The following is a 19,518-nucleotide window of genomic DNA, read 5'->3' as shown; positions in this document are numbered from 1 at the left end:
GATTCAGCCATCCTATCGTCTGCATTCCCAGCACAATTTTGAGGAGTGACCGATGACACCCCGCTACCTGACCAGTCTTGTCCTTGCCACATTAACGCTCAATCTTGGGAGTATAGCCCTTGCTCAGACTGCAAGCCCAAATAACCCAATGGAGGGCTGGCAACAAAATGGCAATGCCAATGATTTAGGCACCATTCTCAATCCCCAAAATGGCAATTTTTCTGTGCCCGGATTGATGAATCGGCTGCGTTTGATGGATGGTCGCGATCCCCGCGAAGTGGTGGCAGATCAAATGGAAAATCTCAATGCTCAAGCAGAGGCCTTTCGCAAACGGCAGCAGCAACAGTTCCAAAATTTAACGGTTACCCCCTAGGATGGGGATGGTATGTCCCCAAGAGTATTGATTTTGGGTTTAGGGCATTGGGGACAAACACTGGCGTACCTATTTGAGCAACAGGGCTGCACGGTTTCCTGTTGGGGGCGATCTCACGGGCCACTCTCAGTTGCTCTTTTCCAAGACATTCAGTTAATGGTTTCAGCTCTCCCCATCAAAGCGGTGCGGGAAGTTGCTGCTCAAGTTGCTGCCCTTCGCCCCCCTTTAGGCATCATCTTTGTCAGTGCCACAAAAGGCCTAGAATCTGAAACCTTTGCCACGGCGGCGGATATTTGGCAAGCTTACTGTCCGCATCACGATCTGGTTGTGCTTTCAGGTCCCAATTTGGCTAGTGAAATTCAGCAGGGATTACCAGCAGCAGCAGTAGTGGGGGGGCATCCAATGGCTACCAAGCAAGTGCAGGACTGTTTAGGGAGCACCACCTTCCGCCTCTATAGCAATGAGGACCGGCGGGGCGTTGAAATGGGGGGCATCTTCAAAAATGTAATTGCGATCGCCTGCGGTGTCAATGATGGTCTCGGTCTTGGTGTCAATGCCCGCTCTGCCTTGATTACCCGAGGACTTGTAGAAATGGTGCGGGTGGGGACTCACTGGGGCGGACAAGTGGAAACCTTCTACGGTCTTTCTGGGCTAGGGGACCTCCTTGCCACCTGCACCAGTGCCCTCAGTCGCAATTATCAAGTGGGGTGGCACCTAGCCCACGGTAAATCTCTCTCCCAAGCTCTAGCCTTGACAAAGGGGACTGCCGAAGGGGTAAACACTGCATGGGTTCTGTGCACCTATGCTCAACAGCACCAGTTAGAGATCCCTATTACGACCATGGTGAACGCAGTTCTTGCTGGCAATCTCACGCCCCAAGCAGCTCTCAATTGTCTTTTGGAGCGTCCCTTCAAGCCGGAGATTATTCCTGGATTGGGGTTTTAGTTGTTGATTCTGCACTGGGTTCTGGCAGCACCGCAGGAGCCGTTTCACTCACGGGAATAGCTATGGGGGGACGGTCGAGACTGAGCATCAAACCGACTCCTGTGGGTTCAATCGGTAAAGGAGATGGTGCTGGCTCAAGACGGGCAGGGCTAGTAACAGCCACAGGCAGACTAGGGAAGGGATTGGGAATTAGACCTGTAAACATTGCTACAAGGGATGCAGCTAGTGTCGCCCCCGCACTCCCTAAGACCCAAATACGACGGGGACGATTGGCCTTAGCAATTACTTGAGCCGCCAAATGATCCGCTGGACAGGGGGTCAGGGGTACGGGCAGCTCTTGCATCTGCTGCTTGAGAATCAGGAGTCGCCGGTAGAGGCGTTGTCCTTCAGGGTCGGTGGCAAGCCATGCTTCCACCTGTTGCCGTTCTGCAGCCGTCACTTCACCATCAAGGTAGGCGCTCAGGAGTTCAAAGGTATCGCGTTTGCAGTAATCAAGTTCATCCATCATGGGGGTCTGTCCTTGCAGGAAAAGGGTAGGGGTGATTCGCATTAGGTTGAAGGGAGATCGAGGTGAGGTTGTAGTTCTAGTTGGAGCCGCTGTCGGGCACGGGCAATTCGTGATTTCACGGTGCCGAGGGAAACTCCAGTGATGTGGGCAATTTCTTCGTAGGAGAGGCCTTCAATTTCGCGGAGGACAATGGTTGTCCGAAAGGCTTCTGGTAAGTTGGCGATCGCCCGCCGTAATTGAGCATAGAACTCATCTGTGCGCAACCGGTCATCGGGACTGGCATCACTAGTGGCAAGTTCCCAATTCATTTCACCTTCTTGGGTTTTCAAGGGCGCATCCAGAGAAAGAGGCGGCTGATGGCGTTTGCGTTTGCGCAGCTCATCGTAAAACAAGTTGGTGGCAATGCGACTGAGCCAACCTCGAAATTTGCTGGCATCTTGCAATTTGTGAATGTTGCGATAGACCCGAATCCAGACTTCTTGGACAAGATCGGCGCGATCCTCCCAGTCGGGAGCAAGATGATAGATAATTCGCTCCACATGGGATTGGTATCGGCGCAGCAGTTCAGTAAAGGCAGCACGATCTGGGGTTCTGCCGGCTTGACAGCGAACAACCAACTCTTGGGGTGTAAGTTTTGTCAGCGGCAGCGTCACCCGAGCACTGATCTCCTCAACACGCTTCCAAGTGAGGGGAAGACTGGATGTCATGGATACAATTGACCTCAGACCAATCGCTTTTCATGACGCCTGTGCCCCCATGATGTTCCCTGATCCGTTATAGCTTGCCCAGGACAGGGTCATACGTCCTAATCTGTTAATATTCCCTTAACGTTGATGAATTTAGATTAAGCTTTTTATTGTAGTGGCGATCATTCTTTGGACGCTCTACGCAGACACTTAACGCGCGGCTCAATGTAACCCCCCTTCCTAATCACCGCCCTTCACCACCATGCTCTGGATCCGCATTGCCAGTGGACTTGTCGCGATCGCTCTGACGCTGCTGATGACCTTTCTAGGCGGTTGGTATTTTTGTCTGGGGATTGGGGCGCTAATTTATCTCGGTCAACTGGAATACTTTGAACTAGCTCGTGCCAAGGGGAGCGCGCCAGCAGCCAAAACCACCCTTGTGGTCAGTCAAGTACTTCTCATCACTTCTTTGCTGCAGCCAGATCTTGCCGATGCCGTGTTTCCCGTTGCGGGTACTTTTATTTGCTTCTACTTGCTATTTCAACCCAAGCTGGCCTCAATCGCCGATATTTCCACTTCAATCATGGGGCTGTTTTACGGCGGCTATTTGCCAAGCTATTGGGTGCGTCTGCGGGGGCTAGAGCAACAGGCAACATTACCTTTGGGGGGATTTTGGCCAGAGCAGTTTCAACTTACTGCTTTGCCTTTGGGGTTACAGGCGACTCTCTTGGCCTTTGTTTGCATTTGGGCAGCGGATATTGGTGCCTATACGGTTGGCAAGCTCTTTGGCCGAACACGACTTTCTCACATCAGTCCCAAGAAAACTGTGGAAGGGGCAGTGTTTGGCGTTTTGGGGAGTTTAGGCGTCGCTCTTTGGGGAGCGTATTCCCTTGGCTGGCCACTCCCTTGGCTTTTGGGGGCAATGTTTGGCCTCATGATTGGCATTGCTAGCCTATTGGGGGATTTGACAGAGTCAATGATGAAACGAGATGCTGGGGTCAAAGATTCTGGCCAGTTGATTCCGGGACATGGCGGTATTTTGGATCGCGCCGATAGCTATGTGTTTACAGCACCTCTTGTGTTTTACTTTGTGACGTTGCTATTGCCCTTATGTCAATAGTTTGTTTCCATTTAAGTTTCCATAAGTTTCTATATTAATCAGCTGAACACGAGATTCAGCAACGGTGGCTTAATGGAGCGTGCCTGTTTATTGCACAAACACTGAAAGCTGAGCCGCCTGCCGCACAGGTGGCTGCCCTAGAGCATCTCTTCCAGACCTTTTTCTCCTTCGCCCTGCCACCCGAAGCCCTAGCACAGTGCACTAGCTTTCTGCGCGACTAGGTTGTCTTGCCAAGACTGAGAAAGCAGATCAAACAGATCAAGAACAAAAAAGGTGAACTATACGGATGTGCTCCCATACGCTTGAACAATCTTATCCGCTGAGGCTAACTGACACGCAGGAATGCCAATCTAGCGATCGCCACCTCAAAACAATTGATTAAGACAAAGCCAGATTTTGAACAGCAGTTGTGAGTTCAACACAGGAGAGTCGCAAGGGCTGAGGTGTTTGAGGATAAACTTGGCAATCTTGCCAAAGGATGCGATAATTAGCCAATAAATTTTATATTCCTTAAGGGAAGAATACACCATTTCTTCTCTTTTTCCAGTCTCTCAATCTATCGTTCAACACTTTTAGTTTAAGAGGATACCATTGTCTCCGATAGCAGCTTTTACCGTTTTCAGCGGGTTCCATCGATGGGAAAAGGATTGGCATAGATGAAAATTTATTACACTGCTTAAGAAACATTTGAACTTATTCTAAGAATTGTTCAGAATGGATTGTACTGCAACCAAGTAAATTTTTTGTAAACAGGATAAAATCTTGGGTTCTAAAATGGTAAGCGGTTCTCCTTGTCAATACCCCTTTAATTGAGGAATTTGTAGTCAAAGCCGTTCCTTGATGACAATTTACCGAGGCGATAAATGTGAAGTCTGATCCGCCGAAGAAGTGGCGCCATCTCCTCGTTATTGAAGATCAGGAGGGTCGGCGCATCATTCACTTAGAAGCTAGTACCTATACAATTGGGCGGCATCCCAGTAATACGATTGTTCTTAGGTCACCCCTGATTTCCCGGCAACATGCTGTTTTGCTACGGGTTTTGGATCCGAACAGTGGTAATTTTTTCTTTCGCCTTATTGATGGCGATTTACAAGGGAAGCGCAGTGTCAATGGTCTGACGGTAAATGGCAGACCCTGCTACTCCCACATTCTCCAGCATAAAGATTTGATTGTCTTTGGCGGAGATGTACGTGCCCGCTACCACGCGATCGCCAATATCTCTGATTCAAGTTTCAACCGCTACACCCGTGCCCTAGAGGCCGCCGGTATTTCAGATCGGGAGGCGGCTTCCTTGGGGGGTGCTTTCATCGGCAGTCAGATGTCCGACTTGACGGAACTGCAACTGCTGCGGTTGTCCTCTTTTCCGGAGCTAAGCCCCTATCCAATTATTGAACTTGCCCCCAATGGCCAACTCACCTACCTGAATCCAGCGGCAATTCAGGAATTTCCTGAGTTGGGGGAGACGGATGGGCAACACCCCCTCCTATCCCGCCTCAAAAGTTGGTCGTTACACAAAAGGCGATTTACCGTTGAGGAAATCAATGTTGGCGATCGCACCTATGAAGTAACAATCCATAGGCTGCCGGAAAGCCAATTAATTCGCTGCTACATTACCGATATTACTGAGCGCAAACGCTCAGAACTTGCCCTGCGTCTTAGTGAGGAACGCTATGCTCTTGCAGCCGAAGGTGCAAATGATGGACTTTGGGATTGGCAGATTCGCGATCGCTCAATGTACTACTCGCCCCGTTGGGAACTGCTAATTGGGGAAACGCCGGGAACGTTACAACCCAGAATCGAGGAATGGTGGCGGCGTGTCCACCCCGATGATCTAGAGCGATTGCGTCAGTGCATGAAGGAGCATCTTTTCGGTACCCATCCCCATTTTGAGTGTGAATTTCGGATGAAGCACGCCGATGGCAGTTACCGCTGGATGCGATCGCGGGGTAAGGCACTGCGCGATGAGAAGGGGCAGCCCTACCGCATGGCCGGTTCAATGACCGACGTTACACAGTACCACCTGATTCAGGAGCAGATTCTCCATGATGCACTCCACGATGCCATGACCGGCTTGCCCAACCGCGTACTCTTTATGGATCGTTTAACCCGGGCCATTACCCGCTGGGTGCGGCGTCCCAACTCCCTCTTTGCGGTGCTCTTTTTGGATGTGGATCGCTTTAAGGTAATCAACGATAGCTTGGGACATTTAGCCGGGGATCAGCTCCTCATGGGCATTGCCCAGCGACTTACCACCTGTACCCGCGCAGAGGATACGGTTGCCCGCCTCGGTGGTGATGAGTTTGCCATTCTTTTGGAAGAGCTAAGGAATCCTGCTCAAGCCATTGAAGTAGCAGAACGGATTTTAGCAGCTTTGAGCCGTCCTTTCCTGCTGGAGAGACATGAAGTCTTTACCAGTGCCAGTATTGGCATTGCTTTTCCCAGTGAAGAAAGTAAAACGGCTGAGGACTTATTGCGCGATGCGGATACGGCCATGTACCGCGCCAAATCCCTGGGCAAATCTCGCTACGAGGTTTTTAGTATAACGATGCGTGCCCAGAGCATCGCCCTAATGAAAATTGAAACTGATCTGCGACGGGCGGCAGAGCACAATGAATTTTTGGTTTATTATCAACCCATTGTGGACTTATCAACACTCAATATTGTTGGCTTTGAAACACTGCTGCGCTGGCAGCATCCCGAACGGGGGGTAATCTCCCCAAGTGAATTCATGACTGTGGCTGAAGAAACGGGTTTGATCCTACCCATTAGTTGGTGGGTGATGGCGGAGGCGTGTCGGCAGATGCAACAGTGGGCAAAGGCTTTTCCTTGTAGCCGCATTCTCAGCCTCAGTGTCAACCTCAGTGGTCGTCATTTTCAGCAAGCAGATCTGTTACCCAATTTAAGATCTATTTTGGCAGAAACGAAATTTCCCGCCGAGCGATTGCGCCTTGAGGTGACAGAGGGAATCCTAATTGACAACAAGCAGGTAGCGATCGCTACCCTAGAGGAAATCCGCGCTATGGGCATTGGCCTGTATATGGATGATTTTGGTACAGGCTACTCTTCCCTCAGTTATTTGCACCGTTTCCCCGTTGACACTCTAAAAATTGACCGCTCGTTTATTGCTACCCTCAACAGGGAACAGCCTTCGGCTACAATTGTGCACACCATTCTCATGTTGGCTCACTCACTGCGTCTGAAGGTAGTTGCAGAAGGTATTGAAACCGATGAACAGTACCGTATCCTCCGAGCCCTCGGCTGCAACTATGGCCAAGGGTATTTCTTTGCGCGTCCCCTTTCTCCTCAACAGGTAGAACAGTTATTTGCAGGTTCCTCTTTGCCGCGCCTAGTAGGCTCCACTGCCAAAGAGCACAATCCGCACCGTCTCCACTAAAATTTCCAAATCTAGATTGAGAGACCAATTATCGATATAGTAAAGGTCAAGGCGGGCGGCTTCATCAAAATTGTTGATTTGAGAGCGGCCGGAAATTTGCCACAGTCCTGTAATACCGGGCATCACCTGATGGCGAATGTGGTGCCAAGAATGAAAACGGGCAACATCCCGCAGGGGAAGCGGACGCGGTCCTACTAAACTCATGTCTCCCCAGAGGACATTAAATAGTTGGGGCAGTTCATCAATACTGGTTTTGCGTAGGAAACTACCAAGGGGAGTGCGGCGAGGATCATTTTTCACCTTGAAAAGAATGCCATCGGCGGATTCATTTTGTGCCTCCAACTGGGCTTGGAGCTGAGGAGCATCGGCTCGCATAGTGCGAAATTTCCACATCTGAAAGACCTGTCCGTGGAGTCCCACCCGTTCTTGGCGAAAAAAGACAGGTCCGGGGGAAGTGAGTTTGATGGCGATCGCCACCCCAAGAAAGAGGGGCGCTAGCACTACAATGCCAAAGAGTGCCAAAATCACGTCCAAATAGCGTTTCAGCCGATACTCCCAACCATGGAGATAGGTCATATCTACCCGCAGGGTGGGCAAAGCAGCCACAATTTCCGGAGTGCCGCGTCGGTAGAGCATTTCTAAGCTGGAGGGAATCAACCGCAAAGAAATGCCATGTTGTCGCAGTTGCCAATAGAGGGCTGAGGCCAAGTGAGCCGGCGGCAGGCCTTCTACAATCACCTCTTGGGCTTGACAATTAAGAATCTCGGTCAAAGTTTCCGGTTCATTGGCCAAAGTGGCGATCGCCCTGCCGACAATCTTATAGTTGGAGCGCTGCTCCAGTCGTCTGCTGAGATATTCTTGCCGCTCCACGGGCGCCACCAAAAATGCACGAATCGGTCGCCGTAGGGTGAAAATTTTGAAGGCTAAACTGACCGCCAAGCGCAAGATCACAGCAAGGATCACACTGAGACCCCAAGCACTAAAAAACAGGGAGCGAGGCAGATCCACCTTAGGATCATAGAAGTAGGCGATCGCCAGCGCCAGCAAATAGCCCAAGCTCAACGCCTTAGCGAGGCGCAGATAATTTTTCCAATGGCCGCGCGGGTGATACAGCCCACTTAGAGCAATCAAAAACAACAAGCCCGCTGCAAAAAGCCAAAAGACACTGGGCAATCCCAGCCAGTACCATGCTGCCAAATCAGAGGGCAATGGCGCATAGAAGCGATTGAGTTGTAACCCCAATTTCCACGCCAACACCAACCCCCCTAGGTCACTGGTCAATAGCAGCAGAGCAAAGGCTGTTTCTGAGCGCCACCACATCCCACGGCAACGGGGTGCCCGAATATCACGGGGAGACGTTTGAGACCGCATCATGGAGCAGCAAAGTCACTATCGCCAGGGTTTAGTATTCCCCAGAACATCAAGGGGCGATCGCGGTGCAAGATCTCTTTGCAGACCCCAATCAATCCTCGACAATGGGGGATAGCAAACAACAATCTTCTCCAAATCACCTCCACATGTCCAGTGATTTAATTTATCCTTCCACCCTACTGCTGACGAGTTTGTTGGCCGTCGGATTTGTGTTTTTCATTCGTGCCTCCACCAAAGAACGCATTGAAACCAAAGAGTGGCTCATTGCCCAGCCCATTACTGAACTTGCCCCCCGCCTCAAGCAATATTTTCAGCAGCGGGGCTACCGTCTGCATACGGTCAATGCCGATGGCAGTGAAGTGACATTTCAGGGAAATGTTGCCGCTAGTCCCTTTTTGGCCGCCTTCCTTTTTGGCCTTGCCGTCTGCGGTGCCACGGCGATCGCCCTAGTGTTGACTGTCCTCTTACCGGAGCGCGGTATCTTGGCCTTTGGTCTCATTGGTTTGACCCCCATTGCCCCTTGGTTTTATTGGCGGGGCGCCCAGCGGCTGGAAACCGTTAAGCTCTCTTTGCAGCCCCACGCAATCGGTACTCAAGTGACCATAGAAGGACACCGCGATGAACTGATCACCTTTGAGAACACAATGCTAGGCGTTCGCTAGGGGGCGCCCTTAGTTGACATCCTCCCCGCAGTCTCCCGCGCAAGTGGATGAATCTACTGCAAAGATTCGTGAATTGAGCAAAATTGATGAGAGTATGATCAGCTGTTTCGTGACGACTGCGGCTTTTCACTGCGTCTAGGAGCGAAATGATACCCAACTTTGGCGGGGGACTTTGCTAGAATCAGTCAACAGATAGTTTTTCTGTGGTCAGCGGTAGGCTATCGCTCCTTGGTATCTTGCGAGGTCGGGTTTTTATGCACTTGAGTGAACTCACCCATCCTAACCAGTTGCATGGGTTGTCCATTGCCCAATTAAGTCAAATTGCCGCCCAAATTCGCGACAAACATTTGGAAACGGTGGCGGCCACGGGAGGACACCTTGGGCCGGGTTTGGGGGTTGTCGAACTCACCCTCGCACTCTATCAAACCCTTGACTTAGACAAAGACCGTGTGGTTTGGGATGTAGGGCACCAAGCCTACCCCCACAAAATGTTAACGGGTCGCTACAACAACTTCCATACCCTGCGACAAAAGGGAGGGATTGCTGGCTATCTCAACCGCCGCGAGAGTCCCTTTGATCACTTTGGTGCGGGTCATGCTTCCACGAGTATTTCAGCAGCTTTGGGAATGGCGATCGCCCGCGATCTCAAGGGCGAAAAATTCAAAGTTGTGGCCATTATTGGCGATGGTGCCCTCACCGGCGGGATGGCTTTAGAAGCGATTAATCATGCTGGCCATTTGCCCCACACCAACCTGATGGTAGTACTCAACGACAATGAGATGTCCATTTCCCCGAATGTGGGCGCGATTCCTCGCTATTTGAATAAAATCCGCCTCTCACCGCAGGTGCAATTTATTGCCGATAACCTCGAAGAGCAGTTCAAACATATCCCCTTCCTAGGTGAAAACCTGACCCCGGAGATGCAGCGCATCAAGGAGGGCATGAAACGTCTTGCGGTTCCCAAGGTGGGGGCTGTCTTTGAAGAATTGGGCTTTACCTACGTTGGCCCTGTGGATGGCCATAATTTGCAAGAACTGATTACTACATTCCAACATGCCCATACAATTCCGGGGCCTGTCTTGGTTCATGTGGTAACTGTTAAGGGGAAAGGCTACGCGATCGCCGAGAAGGATCAAGTAGGTTACCATGCCCAAAACCCTTTTGATCTGGTGACGGGTAAGGCCAAACCCTCCAGCAAGCCCAAACCCCCTAGCTACTCCAAAGTCTTTGGCGAAACCCTAACTAAGCTTGCAGAAAACGATCCACGCATTGTTGGCATTACAGCAGCAATGGCCACGGGCACAGGGCTAGACATTCTCCAAAAACGGGTGCCGAACCAATATATTGATGTCGGCATTGCAGAGCAGCACGCTGTCACGATGGCAGCCGGTATGGCCACCCAAGGTATGCGCCCTGTGGCGGCGATTTATTCCACCTTCTTGCAGCGAGCCTACGACCAAATTGTTCACGATGTCTGTATCCAAAATTTGCCGGTCTTTTTCTGTATGGATCGGGCGGGGATTGTCGGTGCCGATGGCCCTACCCATCAAGGGATGTACGACATTGCCTATTTGCGCTGCTTACCCAATATGGTGCTGATGGCACCTAAGGATGAAGCCGAACTACAGCGGATGATTGTAACGGGCATCAACTACACCGATGGACCAATCGCCCTGCGCTATCCCCGTGGCAATGGCTATGGTGTTGCCCTGATGGAAGAAGGCTGGGAACCCCTTGAAATCGGTAAAGGAGAACTCCTGCGCGCCGGCGAAGATGTTCTTTTAGTGGCCTACGGCTCAATGGTCTATCCCGCAATGCAGGTGGCGGAAATCCTCAAGGAGCACGGCTTGAGTGCCGCAGTAATTAATGCCCGCTTTGCGAAGCCCCTAGACACTGCGTTGATTTTTCCTTTAGCAAAACAAATTGGCCGCGTGGTTACCCTCGAGGAGGGCTGCCTGATGGGGGGCTTTGGCTCAGCGGTTCTAGAGGCTCTTCAGGAGGCCGATATTCTCGTGCCAGTGCTCCGTTTGGGGGTACCCGATGTCCTAGTAGAACACGCTACGCCCGAGGAATCAAAAGCGGACTTGGGTCTAACGCCGCCACAAATGGCTAAAACCATCATGCAAAAGTTTGGGGTTGCGCAACCGACGGTGGTGACTGGTTCCTAGGGACGGGCTAGAACAATCACGGCATTTTGACCACCAAAACCGTAACTACAGCAGAGAATGTGCTCTAAGTGAGCAGGAAAGGTCTGTTGGACAATGTTGAGGTCAAAGTCGGGAGTGTTGCAGCCAACACAGGGGGGAATCTGCTGTTCTCGCAAAGACAGGCAGGAGAGGGCAATGGCGATCGCTCCAGCGGCGCCTAGGGTATGCCCAAGGGCACCCTTATGACTAGTGACAGGAACCCCCTGAGCAAACAGGGCTTGAATCCAAGCAGCTTCGGCAGCATCATTGCGCACCGTTCCCGTGCCGTGGCTATGGATACAGTGGATTGCTTGCGGGGTGAGATTGGCTTGAGCCAAGGCGCGTTGAATTGCTAGGAGGGCGCCCCTTTGATGGACACTGGGGGCAGTCATGTGCTCGGCATCCGCACTCAAACCCAGGCCAGCAATCCGTGCGTAGGGTTCGATGGCTCGCGATCGCGCCCCTGCTTCAGACTCTAGGACAACAATGGCACCGCCGGCCGCTAGGCCAAATCCCTGCCGCTGGCGATCAAAGGGAGCTGCTCGTTCCTGAGCCAATACACCCAATTGCTGAAATCCCGCCAAAGTTAGGGAGGAAACGGCTGACTCCACGCCCCCTGCCAACACCAAATCACAATGGCCCTGCTCAATGAGTAATGCCCCTTGGGCGATCGCCCATATGCCGGTGGCACAGGCGGCGGTGGGGTTGAGAACAATCCCCTGAGTGCCAACAATTTGCGCCACCTGCTGTGAGACGGCTGCCGGCAAGGTTTGTAGCCATGTTTCTCGGGAAAGAGAGGACTGCCGTAACCATGTTTCCCACTGGGCTTGAAAACCACGACTGGAGCCGACCACTACGCCAGCACTGCTTAGGGGAGCCGTTAATTTCGCATCGTTGAGCGCTTGAGTTGTGGTAGTTGCAATAATTTTCTCGATGGGTAACGCCGTTGCACCTACTAGGCCTTCAGGGGTACGTATCAGGGCTGTTTTTCCTTCGCAGTAGCGTTGCCATGTGGCGATCGCTGTATCCCCCAGCGCTGTCCACAGCCCAATCCCAGTAATAACAACATTCACTGCACAATTGCTTCAAGATAGGATTGACATAGTGAGGTGAGGATAGCAAGCTTGGAAGCAACATCAGAGTATTGTGTGGTCATTGTCACTACTGCCACGGAAGCTGAAGCACTTTCTTTAGCCAATCAACTGGTAGCCGAGCACTTAGCTGCCTGTGTACAGATTCTGCCTATTCAATCAATATACCGCTGGCAAGGGGCTGTACATCGCGATCCAGAATGGCAGTTACTCATTAAGACCCGGCTTGCTTTGTTTGAGCAGGTGCGCGATCGCCTACTGGCATTACACAGTTATGAAGTCCCAGAAATAATTGCCCTACCCATTATTGCTGGTTCCTCTGCCTACTTGAGTTGGGTAAAAGAACAAACCTAAGAACCATCTAAAGGTTAAGAATGTCTGCATCCAAAATCAAAAGTTTCTATTAAGTTCCCCATATTAACGACCTACCCCCTATCTTTGAGCATGGCATTCTTTCCCGCCAGGGACTAAAGGGATTCGATCTCCTGCTGTCCTCCTCCTTGGCTGTGGTTTTGAGAATACAAAGCAATAGGGCCACTGATGTGTTGTTATTTTGGCCAAATGTAGATTCAGGTTGCTATTTACTGACCCTGAGAACAAAAGGTACCACGAGAGTTTTTAACTAAAGATTTTTTATTGGCTGCTTAAGGTCTTGGTGAAACGCTTTTTTGCAACTGGCTGGCAGTGCCTAGACACGGTTTTATCTAAAACTTAAAATGAAAGAATGGTTTCTCTTGCTCGCAAAAATCTTTTAGAAGACTTTAGCCGCTTTCTCGTTGCTCAACTGGGCATTACGTTTGCGGTCAGTCTGGTTACGATTCAAGCAGGACTTCTTGAGGGGTTTGGTCGCTCAGCCACTCTCTTGGTGAACAAAAGCCAAGCAGATTTTTGGATTGCCTCTAACGAGCTACGTTACTTTGGTCTGACGTTGCCCATTGAGTATCAAGTAGTTCTCGATGCCCAAGCGGTGGAAGGGGTTGCGATCGCAGAACCGCTTCTGATGCAGTCAGCCATGTGGCGGCGTTCAGAGACAGAGGCAATCGATCCAGTGCAGGTGGTTGGGATTGAGCCAGCAGGAACATTGCTACCTTTGACAACAGTTGCGGGTGCAGCGCTGACGGATCTAGAACAACCCTACAGTGTCATTGTAGATCGCATTGACCTCAATGCCCTTTCCCTGACGGCTGTGGGCGAGCAAGGTCGAGCAAATAACTACCCCGCCACGGTCATTGGCTGGACGCGCGGTCTAAAATCAATCGTCTCTAGCCCCTATGTTTTTACCTCGCTGGAAACTGCAAACCTTTATTTGAACTTCCCTCGGTTTGATGCCAGTGAGCCTACACCCGAATTTCTGCCGTTGGTATCCCCCAGTACCCGCATTACCTATGTCATGGTCAAAGCAAAGCCGGGGGAAGATTTAGCCAAGGTGCAGGAGCGATTGCGGGCGGCTCTCCCCAACTATCAAGTGCTGAGTAGCGCGGCTCTGAGTGAAATGACCCGCCGTTATTGGTTGGCCAGTACCAGTGTAGGGTTCATTTTGGGATTGGGAGCAGGGGTGGGTATAGTCGTGGGGATAGTGATTGTCAGTCAGATTCTTTATTCCTCGGTAAGCGATCGCCTGCAAGAATATGGCACTCTCAAAGCGATGGGGGCCTCTGACTGGTACCTATATCGAATTATTATTGAGCAGGCTCTATGGATGGCTGTGTTAGGGTACATACCTGGCTTAGCCCTCTGCTGGGGATTGGGGATGTGGACAATGCAGACCCGTGCAATTCAAATTATCATTAGCCCTCAATTGGCCTTGGCTGTTTTTAGTGCCACCGTGGCCATGTGTGTCAGTGCTTCCCTGTTAGCGGTTCAAAAAGTCATGCGTCTGGATCCTGCCCAAGTCTTTCGAGCTTAAGCCATGCCCCGTCCTCCCCTCCCTTGGCCCACCTGTTCATCTCAAGGTGAACCTGTCCTGAGTGGTTGGGAACAGGAGTTGAGTGACGTGCCCCGTCGCCCTCCCCTGCTCCCCTTGGCGATCGCTCCGATTCGCGCGGCCTTTGCCTGTGCCCTCCATATGCACCAGCCGACAATTCCAGCCGGAGAGGATGGCCGCCTGATGAGTTACTTACAGGACATGCTGATGCATCCCCAAGAGGGAGACAATCACAACGCGCCCCAATTTCTCTGGTGTTATCGCCGCATGGGAGATTGGATTCCCCAGTTAGTGGCGGAGGGTTGTCAACCGCGGATCAGGCTCGATTACTCTGGAAATCTGCTCTGGGGTCTAGAACAGATGGGACAAGAGGAAGTCCTAGACGCCCTGCGGCGGATTACGGTGGCTACCTATGCCCCCTATGTGGAGTGGCTGGGCACTTGCTGGGGACATGCGGTGATTCCCTCAACGCCAATCGCCGACATTGAGTTGCACATTCGGGCTTGGCAGCATCAATTTGTGGCGCTTTTTGGTGTTGAGGCGTTGCAACGGGTACAGGGCTTTTCGCTGCCGGAAATGCATCTCCCCAACCATCCAGATACCCTCTTTACCTTGGTGAGCTGCCTCAAACGCTGCGGTTACAGTTGGTTGCTGGTACAGGAGCACAGTGTGGAACAGTTGGATGGGTTGCCTGCCAAGTATGTCCCCAATGGGCTTGTGGCTCGCAATTCTAAAGGAGAGGTGGCGGAAATAACGGTGCTTATTAAAACCCAGGGCTCGGATACGAAACTCGTGGCACAAATGCAGCCCTATCACCAAGCCAAACATCTGTCTCTTCACTGGCAAGAATCACTCTCTCCGCCTTGTGTGAGTCAAATTGCCGATGGCGAAAATGGCGGTGTGATGATGAATGAATATGCCCGTGACTTTATGCCGGTCTGGCATGAGATTAAAGCCAATCCCCAAGCGGGGGTGGTGGGTCTCAATGGCAGTGAGTACCTTGCCCTCTTGACAGCTCAAGGGGTGACTGCCGATCAATTCCCCCGTTGTCAGGCGGTGCACCAGCATCAACTCTGGCAGGCTTTAGGAGATAGCCCAATAACACCAGAAAGGGTTGCGGCAGCAATCGCCCACTTAGAGCAAACCAATCCCCACTTCTCCATGGAGGGTGCCTCTTGGACAAATCACCTGCGTTGGGTCAAGGGCTATGAAACGGTTCTCGAACCCATGGAGCGCCTCAGTGCAGAGTTTCACCGCGTTTATGATCCTTTAGTGGCGGCCGATCCCCAAGTCACCCAAAGTCCTGCCTACCGTGAAGCCCTCCTCTATGTACTGACCTCCCAAACCAGTTGTTTTCGCTATTGGGGGAGTGGTTGCTGGACGGACTATGCAAAAACAATTTGCGATCACGGAATGGCACGTCTGAAAGAAACTAGCGTTTGAGAGGCAGTTTTTTCAGAATTTCAACAGTTTGTAAAATAAATTATGGCATGGCAGAACTGGTGCATACCTCCTTTAGGAGCAATTGTGGCGGGTTCCCTCGCCGTTGCCTTTACCCGGGAACCGCTTCCTGTGGTGGCGGTCAGTTCTGCCGGGGCACTAGTGGGCACTTGGGTACAGGATCGACGGCATCCTTCTCCATCCCCCCAGCTTAAAGATCTCCTCCAACGGCTAGAAGAAAGGCTTGAGCGCATCGAAACCCGAACTGTTGGGAATGGCCAGCGCCGCACTGCTATTTTCTACGACATTGAAAACCTGATTAAAGGCTATAACATCAAGGCCACCGATGTGGCCAAAATTTCCCTAGGTGCCATCCAAGACCATATTCGCCAAGCCTACCCCATCGAGCGGGTGCTGCTGCAACGCGCCTATGCCAACTGGAGTGATGCCCGCCTTGGGTCGCTGCGCCGTGAAATGCACCAATTGGGTATTGAACCTGTACAGGTCTTTGGTTTTTCCTACGAGAATCGCAAAAATGCTGCTGATATTCAATTGGCCATTGATGTGGTGGATTTAATTTTTCAGGATGACCGTTTTGATACGTTTGTGATTGTCTCTGGGGATGGTGGCTTTGGCTCCTTGGCCAAGAAGTTACGGCAGTACGGCAAAACGGTGATTGGCTGTGCCTACGAAGATGCCGCTGGCAAGAGTTTTCAGGCCATTTGTGATGCCTTTGTTCACATTCCTGATCCAATGGTGAAACCCCAACGGCCTGTCACCAGTTCTGCCCTTCCTATTGAAGCTCCGGCACCAACCATCCCACCCGCCGCCATTTCTTTAGATGCCGATAATCGTCGTTTGTGTGCAGATTTGAGTGTCAGCCTTACCAGCCATGCCGAGGGGGCGATCGCCAAAACACGGGAGATTCTAAATTGGTATCGTCGAGATCCAGAGTGCGGTAAGCTCCTGCGGGCGCAAGGACTACCCATTAGTAAAGTCCAAGGGGCGGTGCAAGCTCTGCTGCCCAATTTTGACATTTTGCAGCTAGGGATGGTCAAGTTCTCGGAATACCTGCGTTACGTCTGCAAAAATACAATCTTCTGCGTCTTTTATCGTCAGGGCAATGCTAATCAGCTACTCCTTGGCCTACGGGAGCATTTACCCCCCAGTGCTCTAGTGATGGCCAACTTTGAAAAGCGTCCCCTCCATAGTTTGGTAACCTATCGTGCCCTGCTCAGCCATGCACGGGTGGCGATCGCCCACCCCACAGCCTTGGCTTATGTTTTGACGTGGCTTCTGGAGCATCGCGATTGCAAAGCATTCCCTGCGGGTGATTCCACTGCCACCTTAGGGGAACTGGCCACGATGATTGCAAAAACTGCGCCAGCAGAAATTAGTTGTCGTCAAATTGCAATTGCGTTGAATAACTGCCAAGCAGCCAATATTCTAGTGCCGGCTGCCCACAGGGATGATCACTATCTCGTCAGTGCAAAAATCACAACGCTGCCCGAAGGCTATACAGCGCTAGTGGAGTGGCTGAACCAGACTCTGCAACTATTTTTTGAGCGGGTGGGGGCACATCCAAAACCCGAACTCTTGCGAGCATTAGTTGAACTATCGGCTTCTGTGTACAAATAGGCGATCGCCATGACCTTTCCTTGGTTAGTTTGGCTTGAAACCTGTGAAAGTACCAACACATGGGCATTGCACCGTGCCGATCAACTCTATCTTGGTCAAGTAATCTATACTCAGGCACAAACGCGAGGACGGGGTCAGTGCAACCGTGTCTGGCACTCTCCGAAAGGTGTGTTGACAGCCTCCTTTATCCTGCCGCAGGTGCAGGGGATGGTTGCCCCCAGTGTCCAAGCTGGGATAGCAGTGATGCGCGCCCTGAGTGGGCTGCGGCCAGCAGTGGATCGCCATCTGCAACTAAAGTGGCCAAATGATGTCATGGCTGAGGGCAAGAAACTGGCGGGAATTCTCTGCGAAAGCCGTTCCCCTTGGTTAGTGGTGGGGGTGGGGCTGAACCGCTGTGTTGATGTTGAGGCCATGGGTATTCCCCAAGCCATTAGTCTCCATAGGCTGCTTGATCCTTGTGAGGCAGTCCCTACGGACTTGGAACTCTTGGCGGCCATTCGGGCTGAACTCCTTTGGTGCTGGCAACAGCAACAGTGGGCGGGGGTGGCGCCAAGACGGGATTTTCTGCGGGGGCGATCGCTGACGCTTCTCCAAGGGGAACAGATATGGCAGGGAATTGGTGTGGGAATTAGCGATCGCGGCACATTGCAGGTGCGCCTTAGCAATGGAGAAGTGCGCGAATTTAGTAGTGGCCACGTAATCTACGGCTCCTAAGAATTGATTGCGCAAGTGGGCAGACCGTCTGCCAAAATTGTCCTTAGTACTACAACCATCTGAGGTGCGCATGAAGGGTTGGCAGATTCATTGGCAACGCGCGATCGCTATAGTGCTTTGCCTAGTTCTTCTTTGGTTAGTAGGGGATAAAGCAGCAGCAAAGTCCAGTGACTCGCTAGCAGAAGTGGCTCCTCCTGTAGCCATTGAAGATATGAAAGATTGGTTTGATCGCTATGAACCTCAACTGAAGATTCTCAGCCCCAAAGCTAACCAAACCCTCCAAAGCCGCAACGTCGCCGTCAACCTCAGTGTCCAAGGATTGCCCATCTTTCAGGATGAGCGCACTGGTCTCGGTCCCCATGTGGAAGTGATGCTGGATGATCTGCCCAGCCGCAGTGTCTATGATCTGAGCAAGCCTATTGAATTTAGTGACCTTAAGCCGGGGACCCATCTCCTGCGGGCTTTTCTGGTCTATCCATGGGGTGAAAGCATAAAAACTCCCCTTGCCTATGCCCAAACCACTTTTCACCTTTACACCGCAGACGAGGACACGCAAGCAGCCAATCTTCCCCTGCTCACTTACAACCAACCCACCGGCACCTATGGCGCTGAACCTGTGCTCCTCGACTTTTACCTCAGCAACCTGCCGTTGGATCGACAATTCAACAATGAAAACGTCTGGCAAGTGCGCTGCACCATCAATGGCCAGTCTTTCACGGTGGATCGCTGGCAAGCCTACTATCTCACAGGTCTGCAGCCGGGGGACAATTGGGTGCGCCTCGAACTTCTAGATGGCAATGGTCAGCGTATTCCCTCTCCCTACAATCCCATTACCCGCTTGGTCACCTATCAACCCAATGGCAAGGATGTCCTCTCGCGCCTACTGCGGGGAGAACTGGCGGCGAAAAATCTTCAAAGCAGCCTCAGTCCAGAACTCCCCAGCAACTTGCCTGCCGAACCTACCCCAGAGCCAGTGCCTTTTGTTGAGGAACCCACTTCTGCTCTTAAAGCGCCCGTTGCTCAGGAATCTGCACCAACTTCAACCACAGAGGAAACACCGCTGACTGTTGAATCCGTAGAGCCAGCTCCCCTTGCCCCAGAGCCAACACCAGAACCTGCAGTGAAAGCCGCCGAAGAGACTCCTTCCGCACCGAAGGCAACACTAGAACCTGCGGTGAAAACCACCGAAGAGACTCCTTCCGCGCCGAAGGCAATGCCAAAAGCTACGCCTAAAGCTACTGAGACACCCCCTTCGGCACCTGCGCCACCAAAGCCCTTCTGGCAGCGTCTAAATCCCTTCAAGAAAGCAGAAAGCCCAGCGCGTTCTGTGCTCATCAGGCCGCGAGTCCTCTCCAACCCCTCCCCTTCTGTAGATAAACCCACTCCAGCAGGCACTGAACCGGAAACGGTTGCCACTCCAGAGGATTTGCCACAATTGGAAGAGCCAACTACCCCTCAGGAGTAAA

16 protein-coding genes are annotated in these 19,518 nt (G+C 51.9%); 12 read left to right on the top strand and 4 right to left on the bottom strand.

The features are described from left to right. Positions 1 to 52: 52 nt before the first annotated feature. Positions 53 to 373 (top strand): hypothetical protein, encoded by a 321-nt coding sequence (locus P3X23_RS11240; RefSeq protein ID WP_300876788.1) that lies wholly within the window; start codon positions 53 to 55, stop codon positions 371 to 373. A 12-nt stretch (positions 374 to 385) separates the two neighbouring features. Next, a complete protein-coding gene (locus P3X23_RS11235; RefSeq protein WP_300876786.1) occupies positions 386 to 1,318 on the top strand; it encodes an NAD(P)H-dependent glycerol-3-phosphate dehydrogenase in 933 nt (310 codons plus the stop codon). Here the strand turns inward: P3X23_RS11235 and P3X23_RS11230 are convergent. Together P3X23_RS11230 and P3X23_RS11225 are read right to left on the bottom strand one after the other, a co-directional pair. After that, entirely contained in the window at positions 1,296 to 1,826 is a 531-nt protein-coding gene (locus P3X23_RS11230) for an anti-sigma factor (protein WP_300876785.1), read from the bottom strand. The genes P3X23_RS11235 and P3X23_RS11230 overlap by 23 nt on opposite strands. Positions 1,827 to 1,867: 41 nt before the next feature. After that, positions 1,868 to 2,533, bottom strand: coding sequence for a sigma-70 family RNA polymerase sigma factor (locus P3X23_RS11225; protein WP_300876784.1), 666 nt, complete (start codon positions 2,531 to 2,533; stop codon positions 1,868 to 1,870). A 241-nt stretch (positions 2,534 to 2,774) separates the two neighbouring features. Between P3X23_RS11225 and P3X23_RS11220 the strand changes: the two genes are divergently transcribed. Further along, a complete protein-coding gene (locus P3X23_RS11220) occupies positions 2,775 to 3,632 on the top strand; it encodes a phosphatidate cytidylyltransferase (RefSeq protein WP_300876783.1) in 858 nt (285 codons plus the stop codon). Between the two features lie 865 nt (positions 3,633 to 4,497). After that, positions 4,498 to 7,026 (top strand): EAL domain-containing protein, encoded by a 2,529-nt coding sequence (locus P3X23_RS11215; RefSeq protein ID WP_300876781.1) that lies wholly within the window; start codon positions 4,498 to 4,500, stop codon positions 7,024 to 7,026. Here the strand turns inward: P3X23_RS11215 and P3X23_RS11210 are convergent. After that, the gene (locus P3X23_RS11210; RefSeq protein ID WP_367186619.1) at positions 6,979 to 8,397 is read right to left on the bottom strand and encodes a sugar transferase; all 1,419 of its coding nucleotides are present in this window, start codon (positions 8,395 to 8,397) and stop codon (positions 6,979 to 6,981) included. The genes P3X23_RS11215 and P3X23_RS11210 overlap by 48 nt on opposite strands. 65 nt (positions 8,398 to 8,462) lie before the next feature. Here P3X23_RS11210 and P3X23_RS11205 point away from each other — a divergent pair, with 65 nt between their 5' ends. Continuing rightward, positions 8,463 to 9,059 carry a cofactor assembly of complex C subunit B gene (locus P3X23_RS11205; RefSeq protein WP_300876777.1) on the top strand — a complete coding sequence of 199 codons (597 nt, stop codon included), beginning with the start codon at positions 8,463 to 8,465 and terminating at the stop codon, positions 9,057 to 9,059. 254 nt (positions 9,060 to 9,313) lie between these two features. Beyond that, complete coding sequence (gene dxs, locus P3X23_RS11200; protein WP_300876774.1) at positions 9,314 to 11,227, top strand: 1-deoxy-D-xylulose-5-phosphate synthase; 1,914 nt, start codon at positions 9,314 to 9,316, stop codon at positions 11,225 to 11,227. Here the strand turns inward: dxs and P3X23_RS11195 are convergent. Continuing rightward, on the bottom strand, positions 11,224 to 12,318 hold the full coding sequence (locus P3X23_RS11195; RefSeq protein WP_300876772.1) for a beta-ketoacyl-ACP synthase: 1,095 nt from the start codon (positions 12,316 to 12,318) through the stop codon (positions 11,224 to 11,226). The two genes, dxs and P3X23_RS11195, sit on opposite strands and share 4 nt — an antisense overlap. Before the next feature lie 51 nt (positions 12,319 to 12,369). On the opposite strand from P3X23_RS11195, the gene cutA reads away from it, so the two are divergent. From cutA to P3X23_RS11165, 6 genes are all read left to right on the top strand, one after another. Further along, on the top strand, positions 12,370 to 12,690 hold the full coding sequence (cutA, locus tag P3X23_RS11190) for a divalent-cation tolerance protein CutA (protein WP_300876768.1): 321 nt from the start codon (positions 12,370 to 12,372) through the stop codon (positions 12,688 to 12,690). Positions 12,691 to 13,060: 370 nt separating this feature from the next. Beyond that, a complete protein-coding gene (locus P3X23_RS11185) occupies positions 13,061 to 14,242 on the top strand; it encodes an FtsX-like permease family protein (protein ID WP_300876766.1) in 1,182 nt (393 codons plus the stop codon). A gap of 3 nt (positions 14,243 to 14,245) precedes the next feature. After that, a complete protein-coding gene (locus tag P3X23_RS11180; protein ID WP_300876763.1) occupies positions 14,246 to 15,703 on the top strand; it encodes a glycosyl hydrolase family 57 in 1,458 nt (485 codons plus the stop codon). 84 nt (positions 15,704 to 15,787) lie between these two features. Further along, the gene (locus P3X23_RS11175) at positions 15,788 to 17,338 is read left to right on the top strand and encodes an NYN domain-containing protein (RefSeq protein ID WP_300876761.1); all 1,551 of its coding nucleotides are present in this window, start codon (positions 15,788 to 15,790) and stop codon (positions 17,336 to 17,338) included. A 9-nt stretch (positions 17,339 to 17,347) separates the two neighbouring features. Beyond that, positions 17,348 to 18,052: a biotin--[acetyl-CoA-carboxylase] ligase gene (locus P3X23_RS11170; RefSeq protein ID WP_300876758.1), complete on the top strand. Its 705-nt coding sequence runs from the start codon at positions 17,348 to 17,350 to the stop codon at positions 18,050 to 18,052. Between the two features lie 70 nt (positions 18,053 to 18,122). Beyond that, positions 18,123 to 19,517 (top strand): hypothetical protein, encoded by a 1,395-nt coding sequence (locus P3X23_RS11165; RefSeq protein ID WP_300876755.1) that lies wholly within the window; start codon positions 18,123 to 18,125, stop codon positions 19,515 to 19,517. Position 19,518: the final 1 nt, after the last annotated feature.

The sequence above is a fragment of the Thermosynechococcus sp. Uc genome (assembly GCF_029335995.1).
Lineage (GTDB): Bacteria > Cyanobacteriota > Cyanobacteriia > Thermosynechococcales > Thermosynechococcaceae > Thermosynechococcus.
Note: the sequence above shows the minus strand (reverse complement) of the source record. Positions and strands in the feature narration are given on the sequence as shown.